This is a genomic window from Achromobacter sp. (genome assembly GCF_049647645.1).
In the GTDB taxonomy this organism is placed as follows: Bacteria; Pseudomonadota; Gammaproteobacteria; order Burkholderiales; family Burkholderiaceae_B; genus Achromobacter.
Genome location: NZ_JBARYB010000012.1, coordinates 16424 through 40162, shown reverse-complemented (window position 1 = coordinate 40162; position 23739 = coordinate 16424). Strand labels below are relative to the sequence as shown.

The following is a 23739-nucleotide window of genomic DNA, read 5'->3' as shown; positions in this document are numbered from 1 at the left end:
CTCCTAGAGCACACGCGATGCGTATGCGTGTCATCAAGAAGTACTTCATCACCGGCCTGCTGATCTGGGTTCCCCTGGTCATCACGGTGTGGGTGCTGGGCTTGCTGGTTGCGACCCTCGAAGGGTTCGTGCCCGGCTTTCTGTCGTCCGAATCGCTGTTCGGCATCGACATTCCCGGCTTCCGCTTCGTTCTGGTCATCGTGGTGGTGCTTCTGACGGGCGTGTTCGCCGCCAACCTGATCGGCCGCACCATGGTGGACCAGTGGGAAAACATGCTGGGCCGCATTCCCCTGGTGCGCTCGATCTACAACTCGGTCAAGCAGGTCAGCGATACCGTGCTTGCGCCCAACGGCCAGGCTTTCCGCCGCGCGGTGCTGGTGCAGTACCCGCGCGCCGGTAGTTGGACCATTGCTTTCGTTACCGGCACGCCCAGCGGCGAAGTGGCCGACCGGCTGCCCGGCGACCACATCAGCGTGTACGTGCCGACCACGCCGAATCCCACGTCCGGCTTCTTCCTGATGGTTCCGCGCGCTGACGCGATCGACCTTCAGATGAGCGTGGACGCGGCATTGAAGTACATCGTTTCCATGGGCGTAGTCGCCCCGGCCCAGGCGGCGACGCCCGCGGACCGGCCGGCCGTTCCCGTCCCGGCTCCTGGCGTGCAGGACACGCCTCGCGCCGATTCGTAACCCTTACGCTATAACCAAGCACATAAACGGAGTCATCCCGCATGCGTACCTGCTACACCGGCCAGGTTTGCCGTGACCATCTCGGCCAGACCGTCACCCTGTACGGCTGGGTGAACCGCCGCCGCGACCACGGCGGGGTCATCTTCATCGACCTGCGCGACCGCGCGGGCCTGGCGCAGATCGTGTTCGATCCGGACAACGCCGCCTTCGCCACCGCGGAGCGCCTGCGCAACGAATTCTGCATCCGCGTCACCGGCCTGGTGCGCGAGCGTCCGGCGGGCACCGCCAACGCCGAGCTGGCTTCGGGCGAAATCGAAGTGCTCTGCAAGGAAGTCGAGATCCTGAACGCGTCGGTCACCCCGCCGTTTCAGCTGGATGACGACAACCTCTCGGAAACGACGCGCCTCACGCACCGCGTGCTGGACCTGCGCCGTCCGCAGATGCAGCGCAACCTGATGCTGCGCTATCGCGTGTCGATCGAAACGCGCAAGTTCCTGGACCAGCTGGGCTTCATCGACATCGAAACCCCGATGCTGGCCAAGAGCACGCCGGAAGGCGCGCGCGACTACCTGGTGCCCTCGCGCGTGAACGCCGGCCACTTCTTCGCGCTGCCGCAATCGCCGCAGCTGTTCAAGCAGATGCTGATGGTGTCGGGCTTTGACCGCTACTACCAGATCACCAAGTGCTTCCGCGACGAAGACCTGCGCGCCGACCGCCAGCCTGAATTCACCCAGATCGACTGCGAAACCTCGTTCCTGAACGAATTCGAGATCCGTGAAATCTTCGAGAACTTGATTCGCCACGTGTTCAAGGTGGTGCAGGGTGTCGACCTGGCGTCGCCGTTCCCGATCATGCCGTGGACCGAAGCCATGCGCCGCTATGGTTCGGACAAGCCGGACCTGCGCGTGAAGCTCGAGTTCACCGACATCACCGACGTGATGCGCGACGTGGACTTCAAGGTGTTCGCCGCCGCCGCCACGGCGCCCGGCAGCCGCGTGGTCGCCCTGCGCGTGCCCGGCGGCGCCGAGATGTCGCGCAGCGAGATCGACGGCTACACCCAGTTCGTCGGCATCTATGGCGCCAAGGGCCTGGCCTACATCAAGGTCAACGAAGTGGCCAAGGGCCGCGAAGGCCTGCAATCGCCGATCGTCAAGAACCTGCATGACGCTGCCCTGGCCGAACTGGTCAAGCGCACCGGCGCGCAAGATGGCGACATCATTTTCTTCGGCGCGGATCGCGAGAAGGTCGTCAATGACGCCATCGGCGCGCTGCGCGTGAAGATCGGCCACAGCGAATTCGGCAAAAAGACCGGCTTGTTCGAAGCCGGTTGGCAGCCGCTGTGGGTGGTCGACTTCCCGATGTTCGAGTACGACGAGGAAGACGGCCGCTACACCGCCGCCCACCACCCCTTCACCAGCCCGAAGGATGGCCACGAAGACTTCCTGGAAACCGATCCCAGCAAGGCGTTCGCCAAGGCTTACGACATGGTGCTGAACGGTTGGGAAATCGGTGGCGGCTCGGTCCGTATCCACCGCGAGGAAGTGCAGAGCAAGGTGTTCCGCGCGCTCAAGATCGGCGCCGAGGAAGCCCGCGAGAAGTTCGGCTACCTGCTGGACGCGCTGCAGTACGGCGCGCCTCCGCATGGCGGCATCGCTTTCGGCCTGGACCGCATCGTCACCATGATGACCGGCGCCGAATCGATCCGCGACGTGATCGCCTTCCCGAAGACTCAGCGTGCCCAGGATCTGCTGACCCAGGCGCCGTCGGAAGTCGACGAGAAGCAGTTGCGCGAACTGCACATCCGCTTGCGCAACGTAGAACCGAAGTAACCCCCCCCCGAAGCGCCGGAGGCGCTTCCCCCCAGGGGGGCGCCGCTACGGACCGGCGGAGCCCGGATCCGTGCGGCCCTGCTTGTGGGGCGTTGTTTGCTTGCGGCGTGGGGTGCTCGACTGGGCGCCGGGACCTGTTGCTGTTTGAGGACCGGGTGAGCGCCGCGGCGGTGGGAACGGTCTTCTGAATTGGAGTAATCTGGCAAACGCCGCCTGTTTTGGCGGTGCTGGCCGGGCTTCTTTTTTTGCGGTGGCCGGTGGTTCCCAAGTTTTGAAAGGCGCCATTTCTCCATGTCGCTCATCCGCGTCGTCAGCTACAACATACACAAGGGCCGTTCGGCATTGGGCCGGCACGACTCCTTGAACGAATTACGCCTGGGTCTTTATGGCCTGCGTCCGGATCTGGTCTTCTTGCAAGAAGTCCAGGGCCGCAATGAGCAGAAATCGCTGCTCGATGCCCAGCACGAATCCCTGGCCGCCGCCTTGCGGCTGGATGTGGCCTATGGCCGCAATGCCATCCGCCACGAGACGGACCACGGCAACGCGCTGTTGTCGCGTTTTCCGATTCTTGACCACGAAAACCTGGATATCTCCGACCACCGGCTGGAGCAGCGCGGGCTGTTGCACGCCCGCATAGAGCTGGGCGGGCGCGCAGTGCATTGCTTCGTCGTGCATCTGGGCCTGTTCGCCGGCAGCCGCAGCCGCCAGATCCTGGCGCTGACCGAGCGCATCCGGCGCATGGTGCCGGACGGCGAACCCATCCTGATCGCGGGCGATTTCAATGATTGGGGCGACCGCCTGGCGCCGCTGTTCGTGCAGCAGCTGGGCCTGTACGAAGTGTTCTCGCATGCCCCGCGCAGCCATGGCGGCGAATTGCCGCGCCTGCGCGACTCGGTCAAGCGCCTGAGCAACGCCCTGCGCGGGCTGCCCAATGGCGGCGTCTCCGTCATGGAGCGCACCAACCAACTGGGCATGGGCGACAGTTCGCGCCTGCTGCTGCCGCCGCCGCGCACCTTTCCCGCAGTGTTCCCATGGTTCCGCCTGGACCGCATCTACCAGCGCGGCTTCGCCGTGCGCAGCGCGCGTGTGCTGCGCGGCCGCGAATGGGCCCGGCTTTCCGATCATTCTCCCTTGCTGGCCGAGCTGGAACTGCCGTGAGGGCAGAGCAGTCCAAGCTGGACTGGACGCTGGGCAACGACATCCGGTTGCTCCAGAACGGCGCCGACTTCTTTCCCGCGCTGTGCGCGGCCATCGACGCCGCCCAGGTCAGCGTGCATCTGGAAACCTACATCTTCACGCCCGACCGCACCGGTTCCCGGGTGCTGGACTGCCTGGAGGCGGCCGTCGGGCGCGGGGTCAAGGTGCGCGTCGTGCTGGATGGCTTCGGCAGCGCCGAGTTCGTCGACCCCTTGCGCACGCGCCTGACCAACGCCGGCGCGCAGTGCCGCATCTTCCGCCCCGAGCCACGCTGGTTCGCGCGCTACATCCCGTCGCGCAGCCGCTTGCGGCGCCTGCACCGCAAGGTGACGGTGGTGGACGGGCGCATCGCCTTCATCGGCGGCATCAACATCATCGACGACTACGATGACCAGGACCCGACGGACGGCATCACGGGGCCGCGCTTCGATTTCGCGGTGCAGGTGCAGGGGCCGCTGGTCACCGAAGCTGCCTATGCCCAGGAATTGCTTTGGGTGCGGCTGAACTGGGCGCGCCTGCGCCGCCATCCGCGCGACTGGAACCGCATGCGGCTGCTGAAGCCGCGCCATGCTTCCGTTGCGCCCTGCGGCGATCTGCGCGCGGCGCTGGTGCTGCGCGACAACCTGCGCTTTCGCCAGACCTTCGAACGCGCCTACCTGTACGGCATCGCGCACGCGCGCCGCGACATCCTCATCGCCAACGCCTATTTCTTCCCCGGCCGCCAGTTCCGCCGCGCGCTCGCCAAGGCCGCCGCGCGCGGCGTGCGAGTGCGCCTGCTGCTGCAGGGCAAGATCGAATACCGCATGCAGTACCACGCCACGCGCTCGTTGTACGACCAGCTGCTGCGCGACGGCATCGAGATCTACGAATACATGCCCAGCTACCTGCACGCCAAGGTGGCGGTCATCGACAATGTGGCGACAGTGGGCTCGTCCAACCTCGACCCTTTCAGCCTGCTGCTGGCGCGCGAAGCCAATGTGGTCGTGGACGACCAGCCCTTCTCCTGGGACCTGCAGGAACGGCTGGAGGCGGCCATCCGAGAGGGCGGGCGCTTCATCCGGCCGCTGGATTACCAGCGCCGGGGGTGGCTGCGGCGCTGGGTCGACGCGGTTTCCTATACGCTGCTGCGTATCGGGGTGGCGTTGACGGGGACGTCGGATAAGTACTGAGCGAGGGCCGCTGGAGTAGAATTCGCCTCAAATTGCATGAGTCTGGAACAGCTACGTCCGCGGTTGATTTCCGGCGATGGTAATAGGGGAAAAGCGGTCGTGAAAACAGTGGCAATCCTGCAGTCGAACTATGTGCCGTGGAAGGGGTATTTTGACCTGATTGCCGCGGTGGACGAATTCGTCATTTATGATGAAGTCCAATTCACCAAGAACGACTGGCGCAACAGAAACCAGATCAAGACCCCCCAAGGCGTACAGTGGCTCTCCATTCCCGTCGGCGCGGATATCCAGAGGCGTATTTGCGAAGTGGAATTGCCCGTAGGCGCGTGGGCTGAGAAGCACTGGAAAACTCTCGCTACGAACTACGGACGCGCCCCTTTTTTTGACGATATTGCGGGTTGGTTGAAACCCTTGTATCTGGAAAGGCGTTATCAGCGGCTGTCTGAATTGAACGTCGTGTTTATCAAGGCCATATGCGGGTATTTGGGAATCGGTACGAAGATCAGCAATTCATCGGATTTCGAGCATACCCCTGGCAAGACCGGAAGACTGGTCGGCCTTTGCCGCCAGGCTGGTGCAGGACGCTATATATCGGGTCCGGCCGCCAAGGCCTATCTTGATGAAAGCGAGTTTTCAGCGGCCGGCATCAGCGTTGAATGGTTCGATTACGCGGGGTATCCGGCATATCCTCAGCTATGGGGAAAATTCGAACATGCGGTTTCCATATTGGACCTGTTGTTCAACTGCGGCGCGACCTCCTCCCAGTACATGAGATACGTGAAATGAAGCTCTCCGTTGTCGCCACTCTGTATCGGTCCGCGCCCTATATCGACGAGTTCTGCCGCCGAGTCCGGCAAGCGGCGAGAAAGCACGCTGGCGATGACTACGAGATCATTCTGGTCAACGATGGATCGCCCGATGAGAGCCTGGATATCGCCAGGCAGATCGCCTCCCTGGATTCCAGGGTCGTCGTGGTGGACCTGTCGCGCAATTTCGGCCATCACAAGGCCATGATGACTGGCCTTGCGCATGCAGGCGGCGACGAGGTGTTCCTGATCGATACCGATCTCGAAGAGGCCCCCGAATGGCTGGCTGAATTTTCTGCCCTGCGTGCAGAAAGCGACAGCGACGTGGTGTACGGGGTGCAGCGACAGCGCAAGGGCGCATGGTTCGAGCGGGTCACGGGCCGGCTATTCTGGTTTTCGCTGAAGAAGCTGACCGGCATGCCTTTGCCAGGCAACGTCACCACCGCACGCCTGATGTCACGGCGCTACGTGCAGGCCTTGTTACAGCATCAGGAGCGCGAAGTCTTCATCGCGGGGCTTTGGTTCATCACGGGTTTCAGGCAGTCGGCTTGCGAGGTCGAAAAGTTGAGCAATTCGACGTCGACCTATACGCTGCGCAAGAAAATGTCCTTGCTCGTGAATTCGGTCACTGCGTTCAGCAATGCGCCCTTGATCAGTATTTTCTACCTGGGGCTGCTGATATCGCTGGTGGCCGGCTGCTATATCGTCTTCCTGGTCCTACGGTGGTGGCTGCAGGACACCTCCATGGCGGGCTGGACATCGGTCATGGCTTCTATCTGGCTGCTGGGCGGGCTTCTGATGTCGTCGCTTGGCGTTCTCGGCATATACGTAGCCAAGATCTACACGGAAGCGAAGGGGCGCCCGTACACGATAGTCCGCGATGTCTATCGGAACGGCGCGCCATGAAGAGCGTCGTATTTCTATGCTCGGGCGGCGGCGGCAATCTCAGGTTCGTGCATGCGGCCATGCAGCGGGGGTGGTTGCCGGGCGCACGGCTTGTGGGCGTACTGACCGACCGGGAATGCGGCGCCAGCGAGTTTGCCCGCAGCAAGGATTTGCCGACGCGCTGCATGGATTTTTCGCGGTCGGGTCAGGCGGACGTACAGCTTGAACTGCGGCGCCTCGCCGCCGATGCCGTGGTGACGAACGTCCACAAGATCTTGACGCCGGAATTTGTGGCGGAGTACGAGAATGCGCTGCTCAATCTGCACTATTCCCTGTTGCCGGCGTTTGGCGGAGTAATCGGCGTTGAGCCCGTCAAGCGCGCGCTGGAGTACGGGGCCACGCTACTGGGGGTGACCGCGCATCGCGTCTCGGCCGAAGTCGATGCGGGCCGGCCGTTGGTGCAGGCGGCGATTCCGGTGGAACCGGGCGATGGCGTCGATCTCGTCATGGACGTGGTGTTTCGCGCCGGTTGCCTGGCCCTGCTGGAGACCTTGAGAAGCCAACTGGGTATTGCGGGGCACGCCCGCGCACGCGTGCTGCGGCTATGTGACAGGGACATCATGTTCAATCCATTCGGAACCGTCGGCATCGAATGGGAGGACGAGGCCTTTTGGCAGGAAGTGAAGGCGCAACCCGCATCGGAATCGTCCTCGTGCTGAATCCGGACCGGCGCTCGGGACAATCCGGCTACCGCTTTCAGTTGTTGCGCTATGCCTTGGTCGGCCTGGTGAGCAATGCGCTGGGATATGCGGTCTATCTGCTGGTCACGCACCTGGGAGTTGCGCCCAAGATAACGGTTACGCTGCTTTATGCCGTAACGGCGGCATTGGCATTTTTCGGGAATCGGCGCCTGACCTTCCAGAGCCGCGGCCGCATGCTCGGGCCGGCATTGCGGTATGCGCTTGCCCACGGCGTGGGGTACTTGATCAATATTGGCCTGTTGGCGCTGTTCGCCGATCGCCTCGGCATACCCCATCAATGGGTTCAACTGGCCGCTGTCTTCATCGTCGCCGGCTTCATGTTCTGCGCGCTTCGCTGGTTTGTGTTCGCCGATACGGCGAAAGGGTAGATGGGATGAAGCAATGTCTGGTGTGCAGCGCCGTATTTCCCCGGGAGCAACCTGGGTGTCCGTCGTGCCACGCGAGACCGGTTCTTGTCGATGGCTTCGAGGCCTACGCGCCGGAGCTTGCACGCGAGGGCGGGGGCTTCAAGGAAAGCCATTTTTCCGAACTGGCGAGCCTCGAGGAAGGGCACTTCTGGTTCGAGGCGCGAAACGAATTGATAGCCTGGGCCATTGAAAAATACTGTGCCGATCGCGAGAGCTTCCTCGAAATCGGATGCGGGACGGGTTTTGTGCTGTCCGGCATGGCCAAGCGGTTTTCATTCGCCAGGCTGCTGGGCAGCGAGATTTTCTCCCAGGGCCTGCATTTCGCGGCGCAGCGTGTGCCACAGGCCAGCTTCATCCAGATGGACGCCCGCAAGATTCCGTTTTCTGAGGAGTTCGGTGTCATCGGCGCGTTCGATGTGTTGGAACATATCCAGGAAGACGAGGCCGTGCTGCGGCAGGTTCATCAAGCGCTCAAACCCGAGGGCATGCTCCTGCTGACGGTGCCTCAGCACGATTGGCTATGGAGTCCCAGCGACGATTATGCTTGCCATGTCCGCCGCTATTCGGCCCGGGATTGCCATGCCAAGCTGCGTTCGGCAGGATTCCATATCGTGCGCAGTACTTCCTTTGTATCCCTATTGCTGCCTTTGATGATGGCGTCGCGCCTGAAGAAGCGCAAGCAGGGCGGTGAATTCGATGTAACCGACGAGTTCAAGCTTTCGCCCAAGTTGAACTCCATCTTGTACCGCGTGATGAAGGGAGAGGCCTCGCTGATCAAGGCGGGCGTCGATTTTGCGGCGGGCGGGTCCCGCTTTGTTATTGCTCAACGGATTGAAAAGCAATGAAGGCAATTATTCTTGCGGGCGGCACCGGCTCCAGGCTATATCCGCTGACCCAGGTAACCAGCAAGCAATTGCAGGCGGTCTTCGACAAGCCGATGATCTACTACCCCTTGACCGTTCTGATCGCAGCGGGGGTGCGCGAGTTCTGCCTCATCTCCACGCCACATGATTTGCCCAAGTTCGAGAATCTCCTGGGAGATGGCCGCCATTGGGGAATTAGCATCGAATACCGGGAGCAGGCCAAGCCGGAAGGCATCGCGCAGGCATTTCTTATCGCCGAGGATTTCATCGCCGGCGAAGATGTTGTGCTGATGCTGGGGGACAACATCTTTTCGGGTGGTGGCGATTTTCCGCGGGCGATGGCGGAATTCCGCGACGGCGCGGCGATTTTCGCCTATCACGTGAGGGATCCTGAACGCTATGGCGTGGTCGAATTCGACGCCAAGGGCAACGCGCTCTCGCTTGAAGAGAAGCCGGCAAAGCCCCGCAGCAGCTATGCAGTGCCCGGCGTGTATATCTATGACAAGGATGTCGTCGACATCGCGCGAGGCCTGAAGCCATCGGCTCGTGGCGAACTCGAGATCACCGACGTCAACATCGAATACCTGCGCCGGGGCAAGCTCAAAGTAAACAGGCTCAGCCGCGGTTTCGCGTGGCTGGATGCCGGCACCAGTTCCGCGCTGCAGGAAGCGTCCGCCTATATCGAGGCCGTCGAGCGCCGCCAGGGCGTCAAGATCGGCTGTCCGGAAGAGGCTGCGCTCGTGCGCGGCTTTCTGAGCCTGGAAGCATTCGAAAAGTTGGTTGGCGAATTGCCCAATTGCCAGTATCGGGACTATCTCCGCAGCGTTGCGGACGAAACCAAACGGTTTGGAGGCGCACAATGAGCGCGCAGCGGCTCGATTTCAACAAGCCCTATCTGACGGGCAAGGAAACGCAATACATTGCGCAGGCGCTGGCCAACCAGAAGCTGGCGGGGGATGGCGCGTTCACCAAGTTGTGCCACGACTGGTTTGAGCAGCACGTAGGATGCGCGCGCGGATTGCTGACGCATTCCTGCACCGCCAGCCTGGAAATGTCGGCCATGCTCTGCGACGTGGGACCTGGCGACGAGGTGATCATGCCCTCATACACCTTTGCGTCCACCGCGAACGCATTTGCTTTGCGCGGCGCGGTGCCAGTGTTCGTCGACGTGCGCAAGGACACGATGAATCTCGATGAAACGCTGCTGGAACAGGCCATCACCCCGCGAACGAAGGTGATTGTGCCGGTTCACTACGCAGGCGTCGCCTGCGAGATGGACACGATCTTGGCTATCGCGCGGCAGCATGGGATCCGGGTGGTCGAAGATGCGGCGCAGGGCATCATGGCGAACTACAAAGGCCGCCCGCTGGGCAGCCTTGGCGATCTGGGTTCCTTCAGCTTCCACGAAACCAAGAACGTGATCTCAGGTGAAGGGGGGGCGTTGCTGGTCAATCACCCCGAACTGGCGATGCGGGCCGAGATCATTCGTGAAAAAGGGACGGACAGAAGCCGCTTTTTCCGCGGCGAGGTGGATAAGTACACCTGGCAGGAAGCGGGGTCGTCCTATCTGCCGAGCGAGTTGATTGCGGCGTTTCTCTGGGCTCAGCTGGAATCGGCGCGCGACATCACCGAACAGCGCTTGGCCATCTGGGATCGCTATCACGACGCTCTGGCGCCGCTGGAAGCCCGGGAATTGTTGCGGCGGCCCATCGTGCCCGACGGTTGTGAGCATAACGCGCACATGTATTACGTCTTGCTGCCGGCATCGATCGAGCGCCGGCAGGTGATCGAGGAGTTCCGGTCGCGCCAGATCTACCCTGTATCGCATTACGTGCCATTGCACTCCGCTCCGGCAGGCCTGCGCTATGGGCGTGTGGCAGGGAGCATGGCAGTCACCGACCAGTATTCCGAGCGGCTGCTGCGCTTGCCGTTCTGGGTGGGCCTGAAAGCCGCGCAGCAGGACATGGTGGCCGAGGTGCTTGAGGCCGCTTTGCGCAAGCAGGCTTAGCCGGCAGGGTGGCGAAATCGCAGCAACCCTAATGCCAGTGCGGTGCCGACCAGGATGACGGCAGCGCCCGCAGCGATGGACGGGGTGATGCTCTCGTCCAGGAACCATGCCCCCCACAGCACGCCGAAGATGGGTACCAGGAAGGTGACGCTGACGGCGCCGGTCGGACCGACATTGGCGATCAGGCGGAAGAAGATGATGTAGGCCGCGCCCGTGCACACCACGGCCAGCAGGATGGTGGCGATCCAGGCCTGCATGGACGCGGGCGCCTCGGGCCAGTGGGTCACCGCCAGGGGCAGCAGCACCAGGGTCGCGCCTATCATGCTGCCGGTAGCGTTGGCCAGGGCGTCCACGCCGGTCAGGAAGCGCTTGGTCCAGTTGGCGGCGATGCCGTAGAACACCGGCGCCGACACGGCTGCCAGCACCGCCGGCCCCGTGCCGCCATCGTTGAAGTTCAGCTTGTCCCACACCAGCACCACGATGCCGACCACGCCTATCATCAGTCCCAGGGAGCGCATCCAGGGCAGCTTGTCCTTGAGCCACAGCCAGCCGATGACCGCGCCCCATACCGGCGTCACCGCGTTGGCCACCGACAGGAAGCCGGCGCCCAGCGATTGCGCGGCGTAGGCGAACAACAGGAACGGCACGGCCGCGTTCAGCACGCCCACCATCAGCAGGGCCTTCCAGTGCCGCGCGATGATGGGCAGCTTGCCACGCCACAGGGCGGCAGGCAGCAAGACCAGCGCGGCCAGGCCCACGCGCAGTTCGATCAGTGCGATCGGCCCGAATTCCGGGACCGCCAGGCGCATGAAAAGGAAGGAGCCGCCCCAGACGGCAGCCAGGAGCAGCAGATCGAGCAAGTTGCGTTGACGCATGTTCAGTCCCGCTTGGGGCTCATTTGCGGTTCGTGACCAGGTTCTTCATCTTGACCCGGCAGGCCAGCAGGGCACAGGTCAGCGACAGGACAATACACAGCACCAGACCCGCGCGCACTCCGTTTAGTACCGTGCTGTGGGAGATGATGATGCCGACCAGGGCCGTTCCCAGCGCGCTGCCGATGGCGCGCGTGGTCTGGACCAGGGCGGATGCCACGCCCACGTCGCGCCGCTCGCTCAGCATCTGCATGAAGAGGGTCAGGTTGGGCAGCAGAAAGCCCAGCGCACAGCCGTTGACGAAGAAGGCGGCCAGGATCCACCAGGCCGAGGTGCCGGGCGAGATCAGCAGCACCATCAGCGAGCCGGCCGCCAGCAGGCAACCGCCGAACACCATCAGGCGCTGCGGTTCGCTTTGCTTGGGGAACAGGCGGCCATTGATGATGCTGCCAACCGAAATCGCAGCAACTAGCGGCGTGAGCAGCAGCCCGGCCTCGCTGGGGGTGTAGTTCAGCACCTGCTGCAGCAGCAGCGGGCTGTAGAAGATCTGCACGAACATGACCGCGCCCACCATCATCGCCGCCAGATTCAGCAGCCGCGACTCCGCGCCGCCCAGCACGCGCAGCGGAAAGATGGGGGAACTTACGCGCCGTTCCGTGGGAATCAGGATGGCGATGGCCGCCACGCCCACCACGGCCAGAGCCAATCCCAGCATGGGGCGGGCATGGTCGCCGCTGGCAAATGTCAGTTCCAGTGCGGCCAGGGGCGCACCTACCGCCAGGACCAGCAGGATGGCGCCCAGCCAGTCGATCTTGCGGCTGCCGTCATGGATGGGCCGGATGCGGGGGAAATAGCGAGCCAGCAGGAAAAACGCGCCTGCGGCCGCGATCGGCGCGATGAAGAAGGCCGCGCGCCAGCCCAGCGCCTGCGTCGCCGCCCCGCCCAGAACCGGGCCGATGCCGCTCGCCATGGCGAATGCTGCCGACACCAGCGCCATCCAGCGCACCCGCTGCTTGGCGTCAGGAAACAGGTCGGCCGGCGCGGCGAACGCGGTCGCGATCATCATCCCGCCGCCTATGCCCTGCAGCGACCGGAAGATGATCAATTGGGTCATGGTCTGCGACAGGCCACAGGCAATGGAGCCCAGCGCCACGATCAGCACCGACAGCAGCATCAGGGGCTTGCGGCCGAACATGTCGCCCAGCCGTCCGAAAATCAGGATGGAAGCGGCGGTGGCCAGCAGGTAGCCCGTTCCAACCCAGGCATACAGCGCCATGCCGTTCAGCGCCTCGGCCACGCGCGGCAGCGTGGTGCTGATGATGGTGGAATCCAGCGCAGCCAGGACTACCGTCGCTGAAACCCCCGCCATGCCCATCAGCAGGTCGCGTCGTGTATGGGCGGGGGCGGTTGAGGGCGGTGCTTCGGGTGGCGGCGTCATGCCGCACAGAATATCACCAGCGCGTCAGGGATTTCACTTATAGAAGGCGTGATAGCCCCAGAAAACCGCGATGACCAGCACCACCATGATCCAGGACCAGCGCGAATTGGACAGTCCGCGCGGCTCTGGTTCGGGAGGCGGTGGCGGCGGCGCGAGGCGGGGTTGGCCGGCCATGTAGTCGATGAAGGTGGCGAAGAACTTCTGGATGATCTTGTCGCCTGCCTTCAGCAGCATCCCCTCGCCGTATTCCGCCAGCTTGCCGCCGGTCATGCAGGCGACGGTATAGGCGACCCGCGTGCCTTGGTCCTTGGCGCTAAGGTTGATCTGCGCAGTTCCGATGGCCAGGCAGGCGGCGCGGCCCTTGCCTTCGAAGACCAGCGTGCAGCTATTGTGCGGGTCGACGTCGGACATCAGGATTTCGCCATCGTAGTCGGTGTCGATGCCGGCTACCTTGGCGTGCAGCTTGACGGCGTATTCGGTCGGACTGAGGCGGGAGACCTCCACGCAGCCAGGAATACATCGCTGCAATACGGCGGGGTCCGTCAGAGCGTCCCAAGTCTGGTGCTGGGTCGAAGGAATCCACTGGGCATCTGCAATGCGCATGGCTGTCTCCTTGCTTGGTACAGTCCTGTATTCATTGTGGACCCAATCCGCGCAAAACGCCAATATCGGCCCATTGGGAGCCGAATCCCCGTCGAACAGGCCAGGATGCGCGGAGTAAAATCACGACCCATCCATCGGCCTCCCTCTTTACGCATATTGCCTATGACTATCCTCGTTACTGGAGGCGCTGGCTTCATTGGAGCCAATTTCGTGCTCGATTGGCTGGCGCAGAGCGACGAACCCGTAATCAACCTGGACAAGCTCACCTATGCGGGCAACCCGCAGAGCCTCCAAGAGCTGGTTGGGGACAAGCGCCATGAGCTGGTTGTTGGCGACATAGGAGATGCCTTGCTCGTCGGGGATTTGCTCAGGCGTCATCGGCCACGGGCGGTCATCAACCTTGCGGCGGAATCGCACGTGGACCGTTCCATACATGGGCCGGAAGCCTTCATCCAGACCAATATCGTTGGCACGTTTCGACTATTGGAGTCGGTGAAAGCCTATTGGAGCGAACTGGATGCCACTGCGCGCGCCAGTTTCCGCTTCCTGCACGTGTCGACCGATGAGGTCTATGGCTCATTGCCGGCGGATGCCGCTGCGTTTGCCGAAACGCACCGGTATGAGCCCAATAGCCCATATTCGGCGAGCAAGGCTGCCAGCGACCATCTTGTGCGGGCCTATCTCCATACGTATGGCTTGCCGGTACTGACGACGAATTGCTCCAATAACTATGGTCCCTTCCAGTTTCCGGAGAAGCTGATTCCCTTGGTAATCGCCAACGCGCTGGCCGGTAAGCCTCTGCCACTGTATGGCGATGGCCAGCAAGTGAGGGATTGGCTTTATGTGAAGGACCATTGCAGTGGTTTGCGTCGTGTGCTCGAGGCAGGCCGCGTGGGTGAAACCTACAACATCGGCGGTTGGAACGAGCGTCAGAATCTGGAGGTGGTCCAGGAGATCTGTGCCTCGCTGGACGAGTTGCGGCCTCGGACGGACGGCGTTTCATACAAGCAACAGATCGCATTCGTCAGGGATCGGCCTGGCCATGACCGTCGCTATGCCATCGATGCATCGAAGATCAGCGATGAGCTGGGTTGGCGCCCGGCGGAAACGTTCGCTACCGGTCTGGGCAAGACCGTGCGGTGGTATCTCGACAATGGTCAGTGGGTAGATGAGATCGTCAACGGCGCCTACCACCGAAATTGGGTTGACACACATTACTCCGAGTAGCTTTTCTGCAGACTGTCCGGCCCGACGCGCTGGTCATCGGGCGGGTCTTTGGGCGCAGGATCAGTTTGCGGGCGGTATCGAAACGCAGCAGTATCCGCCCTTGCGGATAACGTGAAGGCCAGAAAGAGCTGCCGGCAGGTAATTGCACTGAGTGACTGCTCCTGGCGATTCGAGCGCTTGCAGAAAGCGTACGAGCTTGTCGCCAGGCAGGTCGCCGCCATATGCCAGTTCCGATACATAGAGCGCGTGTATCGGCCGCCGCAGGTGGCTGAAAGCATAGTAGGTCAAATGGTCCACGACCAGATGCGCCGCTCCGTCGCCGCGAATGCCGCATTCACCCGTCAGCTCCCGGATGGTCTCGCGCCGCTTGTCGAAGTCCAGTGCAGGAACCGACAGCCACTGGTCGGGCACTGTGGCGTCGGAAGGATCGGAACGCTTCCACACCTCTGGCGCGAGGTACGCGGTGAAGATCGACATGCTGGCCAGTGCGAACAACAAGCACGCGCATCGCACAAATTGCAGGCTAGGCCGCGCCAGCCATTTGGGCATATGCGCGGGCAAGGCGAGCATCAGCATCATGAGGACTAGCGGCAAAACCTGTGCGGCGCCGTAAAAAAACCAGTATTTATAGAAAAACAGGTTGGCGCAAAGTCCCACGGCCAAGGCAGCGGCGAGTAGCGCCCGCGGTGTTGCCACTTTGCGGCGCAGCCACGTCGCCGGCAGCCATAGCAAACTGACGGCCAACGTGCCGAAAATGGCGGCCTCGACCAGGAGTCGGATGATCGGGTTCATCCAAGCCGCCATGGGCGGTACATCCATGGGAGGCAGCCAACCGGATTGGAAGGTTGCAGCGAACATGACATGCTCTGCGATCTTGCCAGGCGCGCTCAACAGATTGCCGACGCCCTCCAGCAGGAAGGCCGCCGGGGCGTGGAACAGCAGCGAGGGATTCAGGAAATTGCCGGCCAGGGTGGCTTGGACTCCCGGCGCTTCCGGGCAATGGGATAGCGTCGATCCCCAGCGGTATGTGGTGTAGGCGGCCCACACTACAAAAGTGATGAGCACCCAGCGGATAGCGGGAGAGCGGCGTCGGGTCACGAACCAAGCCGCGAGCAGCACCGCAGGAGCGAAGAAAATGCTCTTCGGATGCACAAAAAAGAAGGCGGAGGCGACGGGAACGTACAACATGGGCCATACCCATGGGACTTTTCCATCATTCTGCTGGTTCGCCGTTGCCGTCATGCAGAAGAACATCAGGCCCAGCGTGAGCCATTGTTCGGGGCGGGCCATCACCCAAAGGAAGGGGAGCACGCCCAGGGCGGGCAACACCATGAGCGCGGATAGCAGACTCAATGTGGCCCGTGCATTGTGGGTGCTGCGCCGCGCCCAAAGGCCGAAGCCGGCCACTGTCGCCAAAGCCATGGCGACTCCCGCCAGCCGCAAGCCCAGCGGGGAAAGATTGCCGTACAGAACGGAAAAAAATGCTGCGCCCGGGTAGAACGCCCAAGGTAGCGGGGAATTGAACACCGCCCGGCATTGAGGGAAGAAGGAGACTAATACGCCGTCGGGTTCGAAGAATCTGGCTTGGCCCCACTTTGTGACAACTTCGTCCGAGTACAGGGGAAGGCCGGTACCCGCGATCAGAAGCACGGCGTAGACGCCAAGCACCAGAAGGGAAAGCAGATCCCCCGCCGCGATCAGGCGGTCTGCAGGCCGGGGCGCCGTACTGTAATTGGCTATCATATGCGCGGAGGGGATGGAGTCACTGGCCTGGCGCGATTATACCGGCGAGGCTAGGGTGCTTCGCACCAGCATGCGCGGTGGCTTTCGCTGTACGATGCCTGCGCCGCGCAGAAGCTGGAACGCCCTGAGTTTTGTACCCTTGATGAACATCGACATGAATATTGGACGACCCGATTGCCCCATTTCCCTCGCGGGAGGTGCAGTTTGCGCACGTTGATTGTCAGTCAGTATTTCTGGCCGGAAGGCTTCCGGATCAATGAGATCAGCAGCACCTTGGCCGAGCGCGGGATGGAAATCGATGTGCTGACGGGGAAGCCGAACTATCCGGAAGGAAAGATCTACTCAGGGTACCGGATGTCCGGAGTGCAGCGTGAGCAGTTCCACAAAGTGAATATCACGCGGGTGCCCTTGATTCCCCGAGGCAATGGGAAAGTCCGCCTGACCCTGAATTACCTGTCGTTCATTTTTTCGGGGTTGTTGTTCGGGCCGTGGCTCATGCGCCGCAAGTCCTACGACGTGGTTTTCATCTGCGCCCTGTCACCGTTGTTGCTGGCCTTGCCTGGCTTGCTATTGGCGAAGATCAAACGCGCGCCAGTGGTGATCTGGGTATTGGATCTTTGGCCGCAGAGTCTTTCGGCAACGGGCCATGTCAAAAACCGCTATGTGTTGGCCGTGGTCGAGCGGATCGTGCGGTTCATTTATAGCCGGGCCGACTTGATACTTGTCCAGTCTGAAGCGTTTGTCGAGCCGATACGCAAGCTCGCGCCGGGCAAACCCATTGAGTACTATCCCAATTCCGTCGACGACAGTTTTTCGCGGACGCCCACGGAGGCGCCTCCCGAGGTGCCAGGACTGGACGGCGAGTTTGTTGTCATGTTCGCGGGTAATATCGGTGCAGCGCAGGCTGTGGAAGTGATAGTCGCTGCCGCTGCACTGCTGCGCGAGCAGCGGGGGATCCAGTTTGTTGTTCTGGGGGGAGGCAGCCGCAGGGAATGGATGCAGCAACAAGTGGCGGCGCTGGGCCTGGAAAACCTGCACTTGCCGGGCCGTTTTCCGGTGGAAACCATGCCTGCATTCATGCAGCGCGCTTCGGCATTGCTGGTAACGCTGACTGACCAGGAGATCTTCGCAGCGACTGTTCCCAACAAGGTGCAGGCCTATATGGCGTCGGGCAAGCCCATCCTGGCGAGCCTCAATGGCGAAGGCGGACGGTTGGTGGAAAAGGCGCAGGCAGGCATCGCAGTACCCGCTGAGGACGCACAGGCCTTGGCTGATGCCATCCGGCGCCTCGCCGATATGCCGGAAGAGGCGCGTGCGCGCATGGGTGAAAATGGGCGACGCTACTACGAAGAGCATTTCAACCACGAGCGGTTGGTGGATCAATTGGCCGAGGTGCTCGAAACGGTATCGCGCGCAAACTCAAAATCGGCGTGAAGCCGCCGTCTGATAGTGTCAGGCCAGGGAAGAGCCAGCGCCACGGGGCTGTGGCGACGGGAACCTGGATGACAAAGGCGCCCGGGTGTGATCAGCATCCGGGCAATATCGATTCTGCAAGAGAAAATTGTGAAGAGAGTATTTGATCTATTGCTCAGCCTGTTTGCCGCACTTGTGCTGCTGATACCAGTGATTATCGTTGCGCTTTTGGTCCGGCTGACTTCGCCTGGCCCTGTGCTGTATTGGAGCGACCGAGTGGGTCGCAATAACCGCATTTTCAAGATGCCCAAGTTCCGCAGCATGAAAGTGGATACGCCGGCCGTTGCGACGCATCTGCTGCCGGATCCCGCAGCATGTTTGACGCCTGTCGGAGGCTTCTTGCGCAAAAGCAGCCTGGATGAATTGCCACAGCTGTGGAGCATTATCGTCGGCGACATGAGTTTTGTCGGACCACGCCCTGCGCTGTTCAATCAGGATGACCTGATCGCTTTGCGGACCGAGGCTGGCGTGGATGCGCTCACGCCTGGATTGACGGGATGGGCCCAGGTCAATGGCCGTGATGAATTGCCGATCCCCGATAAGGTCCGTCTGGATATCGAATATATGGAAAGGCAGTCCGTATGGTTCGATATCCGCATCCTCTGGCTGACTTTCGTCAAGGTGCTGCGGCGGGACGGCGTTTCACATTGATTCGGGCAAGCCTCTTTTCTCAGAGTGTTTGTCTCTGAAGACCCATCGCAAGATTGAGTAGATAACCACGGGGACCAAGGTCCAGAACAGCCCGTGGTCATAAAAAATGGGCCCCTCCCCGGGGACCTGAGAGAAATGATAGCCAGCAATGGCGCCCATAATGCCGAAGGCGCCTACCGTTGCGCTTGCGGTAATCGGCAAGCACGTGATCAGTGCCATTACTATGGACGCACAAACCATGGCGAAGAGTGCAATCGGCCACCCTCCGAGCGAGTAGCCCGAGATATGGACGGCTGCGGGCGCGGTGCCACGCCCTTCGAATCCATCGCGGCCGAAGACTCGGGTATAGATGTAGGTGCTGGGGCGACAAGCTGGCCCTCGACGCGCCTGAGCCAGGATGCCGCCGCATACATAGCCTTCTTCCGTGAATACCTGGTAGTAGAACGGGTATAGGATCGCCATTCGGGTCAGACCGGAGAATAGCGTTTCCGGTGCTCGGGTGAACGCCAGCTTGGGTGTATCCAGGGCCTCGCTCAATACCCCTTTGTTGGGGTGGACTTCTGGCCGTGTGTGGGGCGGTGTTGTGGGTGCCGACACTTCTGGCGCGATTACCGAGGGGGCGGCGAGTTCGGGAAGAGGCACGTTGCTGGAACTGTCCGCGTAGCGGAATACGTGGCTGGAAATCACCAAATAGGTTGCGAACAGCGCCATGGTGCCGATTCCGGCTTTGATATATGGGCGCTTCTGGCTGTGTGCAAAGACGGTGAGTATCAGCCCGGCAGCAAAGACCAAGAAAGGCCATTTCATGTTCAACAGGACCATGTAGAGAGCCACCAAGCTGGCCACGACTACGGTGGTCACTTTCCAGAACAGGGCCGAGGAACGGATCCATCGGATTTGGGCATATACGGCTAGGAACGGCAGGATAGACATCAGGACAGCCATGGTCCAGAAACGCAGTCCGCCAAGTATTTGAAACCGTATTTCGACCGACGAGACAGCGTCGGTGCCCGTGCCATAAAGGGAAAATGCCTTGGCTGTCCACAAGTGGTATCCCACGTGGCCCAGTGCCAGACCAGTTATTACCAGATAATCAATGCGTCGGATTTCCGGAACGCGGGAGCAAAGCCGATGCACCGGCTTTTCCAGGTAGCGCCGTACCAGAATGACCACTATGGGAGTCATCAGGAATGGCAAAAAAAGTAATAACCAATATAGTGGCGTAAATATTGTTGGAAAATCGTAGATGACTGCGTAGCTGGGAATTTTTTGTAGTTGTGCTCGGCCGAACGGTGTGGCAAAAAGTAAATTACCAAGAACAACAGTGAGGAAAAAGGCCGCCAGAAAAATAACAGGCGACATATTTCTGATAATCCAGGGTCGGAGCGTGTCGTTCTTCAATCTATAGTCCATGGATTGCTAAGTCTTGCAGGAGTATAGGCAAACGCTGTCGGGCCGCGTACTGTCCATAAGTCGTAAACTGTAGCGAAGTGTGAGGGTTAAGATAAGCTGATCAGCTTTCAGACGCAAGCATCCTGTTAGCCATCTTGATGGCTGCTGGGTGATAGGTCCTCGGCGCCGGATCAGGGAAGGATGGGAAGCCACTCTGTTCGGCCAATGCCGTACCGCCGACGTGCCATCCGAAGTATGTACGCGGATCCTGAAAGCTCCTCCAGCCCTTTCGACGACCTCCGGCTTGCTGCATGGGTCCAGGTGGAAGTACTCGGCCTTCATGCGCCTCCTGCAGGATCTATCGGTCTGTCATAACCCCGGTAACGCTTGCGCAAAACCAAGGGGTCATCTCGCCGAAGCGAGATGACCCCTTGGTTTTTGCCGCAGTGGATATCCGGCGCTAGGCGTTAAGTGCCTAATCAGGCATCTTGCTTTGCCAGATGGCAGTCGACGCCTTGCTCCCGTTTGCGGCGTTGCTTGATGGCGACCAAGAGCAGGGCCGCAATGGGAATCATGAAGGCGAAAATGCCGTGAGGATAGGTGAAGCTTGCAATCAACGGCACTTGGGTCAGATAGTAGGAAAACGAGCAAGCGGCTACGGTGAAACCGAGGAACAGTGGGCTGCTGCCGGCGGCGCCGACAGTGCCGAGAATCCCGAGAAATACGCCGCTCAGAACCATCACGCAAATCGACCAGAACATTCCCAATTCACCGTATGCAGATAGCGTTGCCGGTGCAGGCTGCTGCCCCTGTGCCCAATCTACCTCAGGATACATTGCGTTGAAGACCTTGATGGGGAGCACGCAGCTAGCCTCCGGCATATGCAGGAGTCTGCGGACCAGATTTCCCTGGATGCCGCACCGCTCTGATTCGTCCCCGAACATCGCTACGTAAAAGGGCATGGCTGCCGCCATGCGATGCAGTGCGTCACCGGAAAGCCGTTTCATGTAGGACGCAAGCAGGTTCGTATCTAGCTTGACCGTTGGTTGAGCAAGCGCAGGCGCTGGATCGGCCGGAGGGTGACGGATCGCTTCAGGTGCTGGCGAGGGCCTTGCCGGAATATCGATCGGCGCCATCGCCTGGGGGAGTTCTTCTATTTTGGGGGAGGATTCTGGCTGCTGGAGAGCGCTAGCCAGTTCTACTTCCACCGGTTCCGGCGGGGCTGGGTACATCGCATAGCCAGTGAGGACGAATGCGAGAACCGAAACGAGGGTGACGATGATCACGTATTTCAATTTGGCGCGCGTCAAAATGAACGCAGCAACCATCATGATCAGATAGATAAGTATCTGAGCCTTCGAGTAGGTGGCAGTGATGGTAAACAGGAAGAAGACGAATGTTGCCACGAAGAGGAGCAAGTCTTGCGGTTTGCCGCCCTGTTTTACGTATGCAATGAACGCTAGTACTGGAATAATCAGGTTAATCCCGTACGCGAACGCAAAAAAGACGAAGCCAGTATTTTCCAGAAGGTTCAAGCGGCGGGTGGTTTTCGCAATGTAGTCGCCGCTGGACAGCAAGCCAAGATCCAAGGCGCCAGCAGCATTCAGAGTAAAAAGACAATAAGCAGCGCTGGCGAGTGCGAAAAGCCACAGCACCGAGGTATTAATTTTCAGATCGTATGAGGCCACCTTGTTCAAGAGCGGGATAGGGCGCTTCAAGAACTTGATCGTCAACCAGGCCGCAATCGGAACGACAATGAGAGGCAGATAAAGAAGGGCAAGATAGGTTGGTGAACCGATCGACTCATAGGCCTTCGCTGCCATCGGTCCCCATCTATTTGTAATGTACTCTGCCCCGCCAGGCATTAAGTAGACGGTCGCAGCCAAAACCGTAGTAACGAAGTACGAGAACAAATACAAAACCGTTGGCATCGAGATAGCTATTTTTCTATCTAATGCCAAGTTTCCGTGCTTCCAGAAATTGCCTAACATCTGCTAATGCCTTTCCATTAAGTTCTGGGATGTGAAGGCCCCAAAAGCCAAACATCCCTACTAAATATTTCTAAATATTACTTTATATATCGTTGAGAGCATGATTCCCACTAGCTTTCGATGGTGCGGTCAACTAAGAAAAGAGGGGGTTGACAGTAAGCAGAAGTATCATGCGAAATCGTGACGCACGTATTGTAGAACTACGTAACTTATTTGGCCCTGAAAAATCAGATTTTTACGAGTTGATTGCTCGTGAAGTGACCTTGTTGTGCGTCACAGCAACAAATCAGGTGTCGTTCAGGATATTTGAAGGTGGAGACAGATCAGCCTTGGATGAGGCTGGATCCCAATGATCGATACAGTTTGACCAAGCAGGCCATCAGAACAGCCGCCAATGCGCCGAGCCAGGCCACGGCCCATCCCGCGGCTGCCCAGTCCATTTGTCCGTTGTAGATAGATGGCGGCGCCAGGAAATGCATGGCGCTCAGTACGGCAAGGACCAAGGCGATCATCTTGAAGTTGATCGTGAATCGGATTGCGTTCGATCCAGTCCACAGCGTCAGGCAAAAATACAGGAGGGTGCTCGCCGCATATGAAATGGCGAAATAGTCGAGCGAATGACTGCTGGAGGAATACATATAGGCAAGGAAGGCGACGCTATTGCTGATGGCCGCCAGCACGACCAGTTGCTTCAGATTGCCGAGCACCTCGAATTTCTTCTGCGAATAGAGTGCCAGGGTGCTCAGCATGATGCCGATTCCAATGAGAACCGCCCGGAAAAAAGATACGTGCTGCAGGTCTGGCGAAAAGTACGTCAATTGCACTTTTGCAAATGACGCATAGACGAATATCGCAAATAGAAACAGCACGACCAGAAGCGTGGTCGAGAATTTGATCAGCTGAGAGAGCTCCTGTTCCTTTTTCTCACGGAACAGCCGGAAGATCATGGAATGGGCTATCAGCATGATCGGCATGGAGATGAATCCTGAAATGCCGATTAGAAGGTCTTTGGTGAAGGCATAACCCGCCACGCCCGGCCCGTCCACGCGGCCAAGGAAGAAGCGATCGGTGTAGCTATTGACGAGCATCAGCGAAAACCAGATGAACATGGGGCCGCCATAGGCCAGCAGCTTGGAATTCTCAAGCGGAGATTCCTTCGCTGCCAGCCGGCGCTGACGCTTGCGCACCACGCTGGTAAACCAGGTCCAATGGATATATAGAAGCAGGGTAATGAGGCCGGCCAGGAACCCCGCGCCATAACCCGCTACGGACAGCGCGAGCGAATGGGTATTGGACAGAATCGCGTAGGCCGCAAACAGCAGTTGAGTAATGCTCAGCGTGATCGCGCTGATGACCTGGCTGCGCATCCGCCGTTCCGGTTGGAATAAGGCGACGGCCACGTAGAATAGCCCTTGTGCCGCAGTCAGGAACAAGACGCTCGTGCTCAGCGCCCGATCATGGAACAGCGATAGAAATATACCGGCGGTGATCACGGCCGTCAGCGAGGCCGAAATAATGGCTATCCGTATCACCTGCGTGACGAACGCCGCTTTCCCTTTACGCAAGGGGAAGTAAAAGATGATCGCGCTGGCAATCCAGCTTGAAGCAATCTGCGCGCCGATCACGCCTGCGGCGATTGCAGCGGAATAAGTTACATAATCGCTGGACGGAAAGCTCATATACATGGCGACCATGTACACGATCATGGACAGAGCCGGGAAAACTTTCACTGCGA

The 23739-nt window shown here is 60.3% G+C and carries 22 protein-coding genes; 15 read left to right on the top strand and 7 right to left on the bottom strand.

The window, feature by feature from the left end; translation table 11 throughout:
- Positions 1-23 precede the first annotated feature (23 nt).
- The 11 genes from WBB14_RS01460 to rffA all read left to right on the top strand — a co-directional run bounded on the left by WBB14_RS01460 (position 24) and on the right by rffA (position 10614).
- The gene (locus WBB14_RS01460; protein ID WP_424238257.1) at positions 24-689 is read left to right on the top strand and encodes a DUF502 domain-containing protein; all 666 of its coding nucleotides are present in this window, start codon (positions 24-26) and stop codon (positions 687-689) included.
- Between the two features lie 41 nt (positions 690-730).
- Positions 731-2518, top strand: coding sequence for an aspartate--tRNA ligase (gene aspS / locus WBB14_RS01455; RefSeq protein WP_332011685.1), 1788 nt, complete (start codon positions 731-733; stop codon positions 2516-2518).
- Positions 2519-2809: 291 nt separating this feature from the next.
- Entirely contained in the window at positions 2810-3676 is an 867-nt protein-coding gene (locus WBB14_RS01450) for an endonuclease/exonuclease/phosphatase family protein (RefSeq protein WP_424238254.1), read from the top strand.
- On the top strand, positions 3673-4884 hold the full coding sequence (gene clsB, locus WBB14_RS01445; protein ID WP_424238253.1) for a cardiolipin synthase ClsB: 1212 nt from the start codon (positions 3673-3675) through the stop codon (positions 4882-4884). Before WBB14_RS01450 ends, clsB begins: the two co-directional genes overlap by 4 nt.
- A gap of 36 nt (positions 4885-4920) precedes the next feature.
- Entirely contained in the window at positions 4921-5670 is a 750-nt protein-coding gene (locus WBB14_RS01440) for a WbqC family protein (protein WP_424238252.1), read from the top strand.
- Complete coding sequence (locus WBB14_RS01435) at positions 5667-6596, top strand: glycosyltransferase family 2 protein (RefSeq protein WP_424238251.1); 930 nt, start codon at positions 5667-5669, stop codon at positions 6594-6596. Before WBB14_RS01440 ends, WBB14_RS01435 begins: the two co-directional genes overlap by 4 nt.
- Positions 6593-7294: a phosphoribosylglycinamide formyltransferase gene (gene purN, locus WBB14_RS01430; protein ID WP_424238250.1), complete on the top strand. Its 702-nt coding sequence runs from the start codon at positions 6593-6595 to the stop codon at positions 7292-7294. Before WBB14_RS01435 ends, purN begins: the two co-directional genes overlap by 4 nt.
- The gene (locus WBB14_RS01425; RefSeq protein WP_424238249.1) at positions 7288-7704 is read left to right on the top strand and encodes a GtrA family protein; all 417 of its coding nucleotides are present in this window, start codon (positions 7288-7290) and stop codon (positions 7702-7704) included. The genes purN and WBB14_RS01425 overlap by 7 nt, the downstream gene beginning before the upstream one ends.
- A 5-nt stretch (positions 7705-7709) precedes the next feature.
- Positions 7710-8588 carry a class I SAM-dependent methyltransferase gene (locus WBB14_RS01420; RefSeq protein WP_424238248.1) on the top strand — a complete coding sequence of 293 codons (879 nt, stop codon included), beginning with the start codon at positions 7710-7712 and terminating at the stop codon, positions 8586-8588.
- A complete protein-coding gene (gene rfbA, locus WBB14_RS01415; RefSeq protein ID WP_424238247.1) occupies positions 8585-9469 on the top strand; it encodes a glucose-1-phosphate thymidylyltransferase RfbA in 885 nt (294 codons plus the stop codon). The genes WBB14_RS01420 and rfbA overlap by 4 nt, the downstream gene beginning before the upstream one ends.
- Entirely contained in the window at positions 9466-10614 is a 1149-nt protein-coding gene (gene rffA / locus WBB14_RS01410) for a dTDP-4-amino-4,6-dideoxygalactose transaminase (RefSeq protein WP_424238246.1), read from the top strand. Before rfbA ends, rffA begins: the two co-directional genes overlap by 4 nt.
- Here the strand turns inward: rffA and WBB14_RS01405 are convergent.
- The 3 genes from WBB14_RS01405 to WBB14_RS01395 form a co-directional block, all read right to left on the bottom strand.
- Positions 10611-11489, bottom strand: a complete 879-nt coding sequence (locus WBB14_RS01405; protein WP_424238245.1) for a DMT family transporter — start codon at positions 11487-11489, stop codon at positions 10611-10613. The genes rffA and WBB14_RS01405 overlap by 4 nt on opposite strands.
- Positions 11490-11508: 19 nt before the next feature.
- Entirely contained in the window at positions 11509-12861 is a 1353-nt protein-coding gene (locus WBB14_RS01400) for an MFS transporter (RefSeq protein ID WP_424238256.1), read from the bottom strand.
- A gap of 96 nt (positions 12862-12957) precedes the next feature.
- Complete coding sequence (locus WBB14_RS01395; protein WP_332011681.1) at positions 12958-13527, bottom strand: carbon monoxide dehydrogenase subunit G; 570 nt, start codon at positions 13525-13527, stop codon at positions 12958-12960.
- 162 nt (positions 13528-13689) lie between these two features.
- Between WBB14_RS01395 and rfbB the strand changes: the two genes are divergently transcribed.
- Positions 13690-14754 carry a dTDP-glucose 4,6-dehydratase gene (rfbB, locus tag WBB14_RS01390; protein ID WP_424238244.1) on the top strand — a complete coding sequence of 355 codons (1065 nt, stop codon included), beginning with the start codon at positions 13690-13692 and terminating at the stop codon, positions 14752-14754.
- A gap of 60 nt (positions 14755-14814) precedes the next feature.
- On the opposite strand, the gene WBB14_RS01385 is transcribed toward rfbB, so the two are convergent.
- Entirely contained in the window at positions 14815-16497 is a 1683-nt protein-coding gene (locus WBB14_RS01385; RefSeq protein ID WP_424238243.1) for a hypothetical protein, read from the bottom strand.
- A 204-nt stretch (positions 16498-16701) separates the two neighbouring features.
- On the opposite strand from WBB14_RS01385, the gene WBB14_RS01380 reads away from it, so the two are divergent.
- Entirely contained in the window at positions 16702-17931 is a 1230-nt protein-coding gene (locus WBB14_RS01380) for a glycosyltransferase family 4 protein (protein ID WP_424238242.1), read from the top strand.
- A gap of 129 nt (positions 17932-18060) precedes the next feature.
- On the top strand, positions 18061-18621 hold the full coding sequence (locus WBB14_RS01375) for a sugar transferase (protein WP_424238255.1): 561 nt from the start codon (positions 18061-18063) through the stop codon (positions 18619-18621).
- Here WBB14_RS01375 and WBB14_RS01370 read toward each other — a convergent pair.
- Positions 18613-20034, bottom strand: a complete 1422-nt coding sequence (locus tag WBB14_RS01370; protein WP_424238241.1) for a hypothetical protein — start codon at positions 20032-20034, stop codon at positions 18613-18615. The genes WBB14_RS01375 and WBB14_RS01370 overlap by 9 nt on opposite strands.
- A 458-nt stretch (positions 20035-20492) precedes the next feature.
- Complete coding sequence (locus WBB14_RS01365; protein WP_424238240.1) at positions 20493-22004, bottom strand: hypothetical protein; 1512 nt, start codon at positions 22002-22004, stop codon at positions 20493-20495.
- Positions 22005-22174: 170 nt separating this feature from the next.
- On the opposite strand from WBB14_RS01365, the gene WBB14_RS01360 reads away from it, so the two are divergent.
- Complete coding sequence (locus tag WBB14_RS01360) at positions 22175-22357, top strand: hypothetical protein (protein ID WP_424238239.1); 183 nt, start codon at positions 22175-22177, stop codon at positions 22355-22357.
- Here the strand turns inward: WBB14_RS01360 and WBB14_RS01355 are convergent.
- The gene (locus tag WBB14_RS01355) at positions 22328-23710 is read right to left on the bottom strand and encodes a hypothetical protein (protein ID WP_424238238.1); all 1383 of its coding nucleotides are present in this window, start codon (positions 23708-23710) and stop codon (positions 22328-22330) included. The two genes, WBB14_RS01360 and WBB14_RS01355, sit on opposite strands and share 30 nt — an antisense overlap.
- Positions 23711-23739 lie beyond the last annotated feature (29 nt).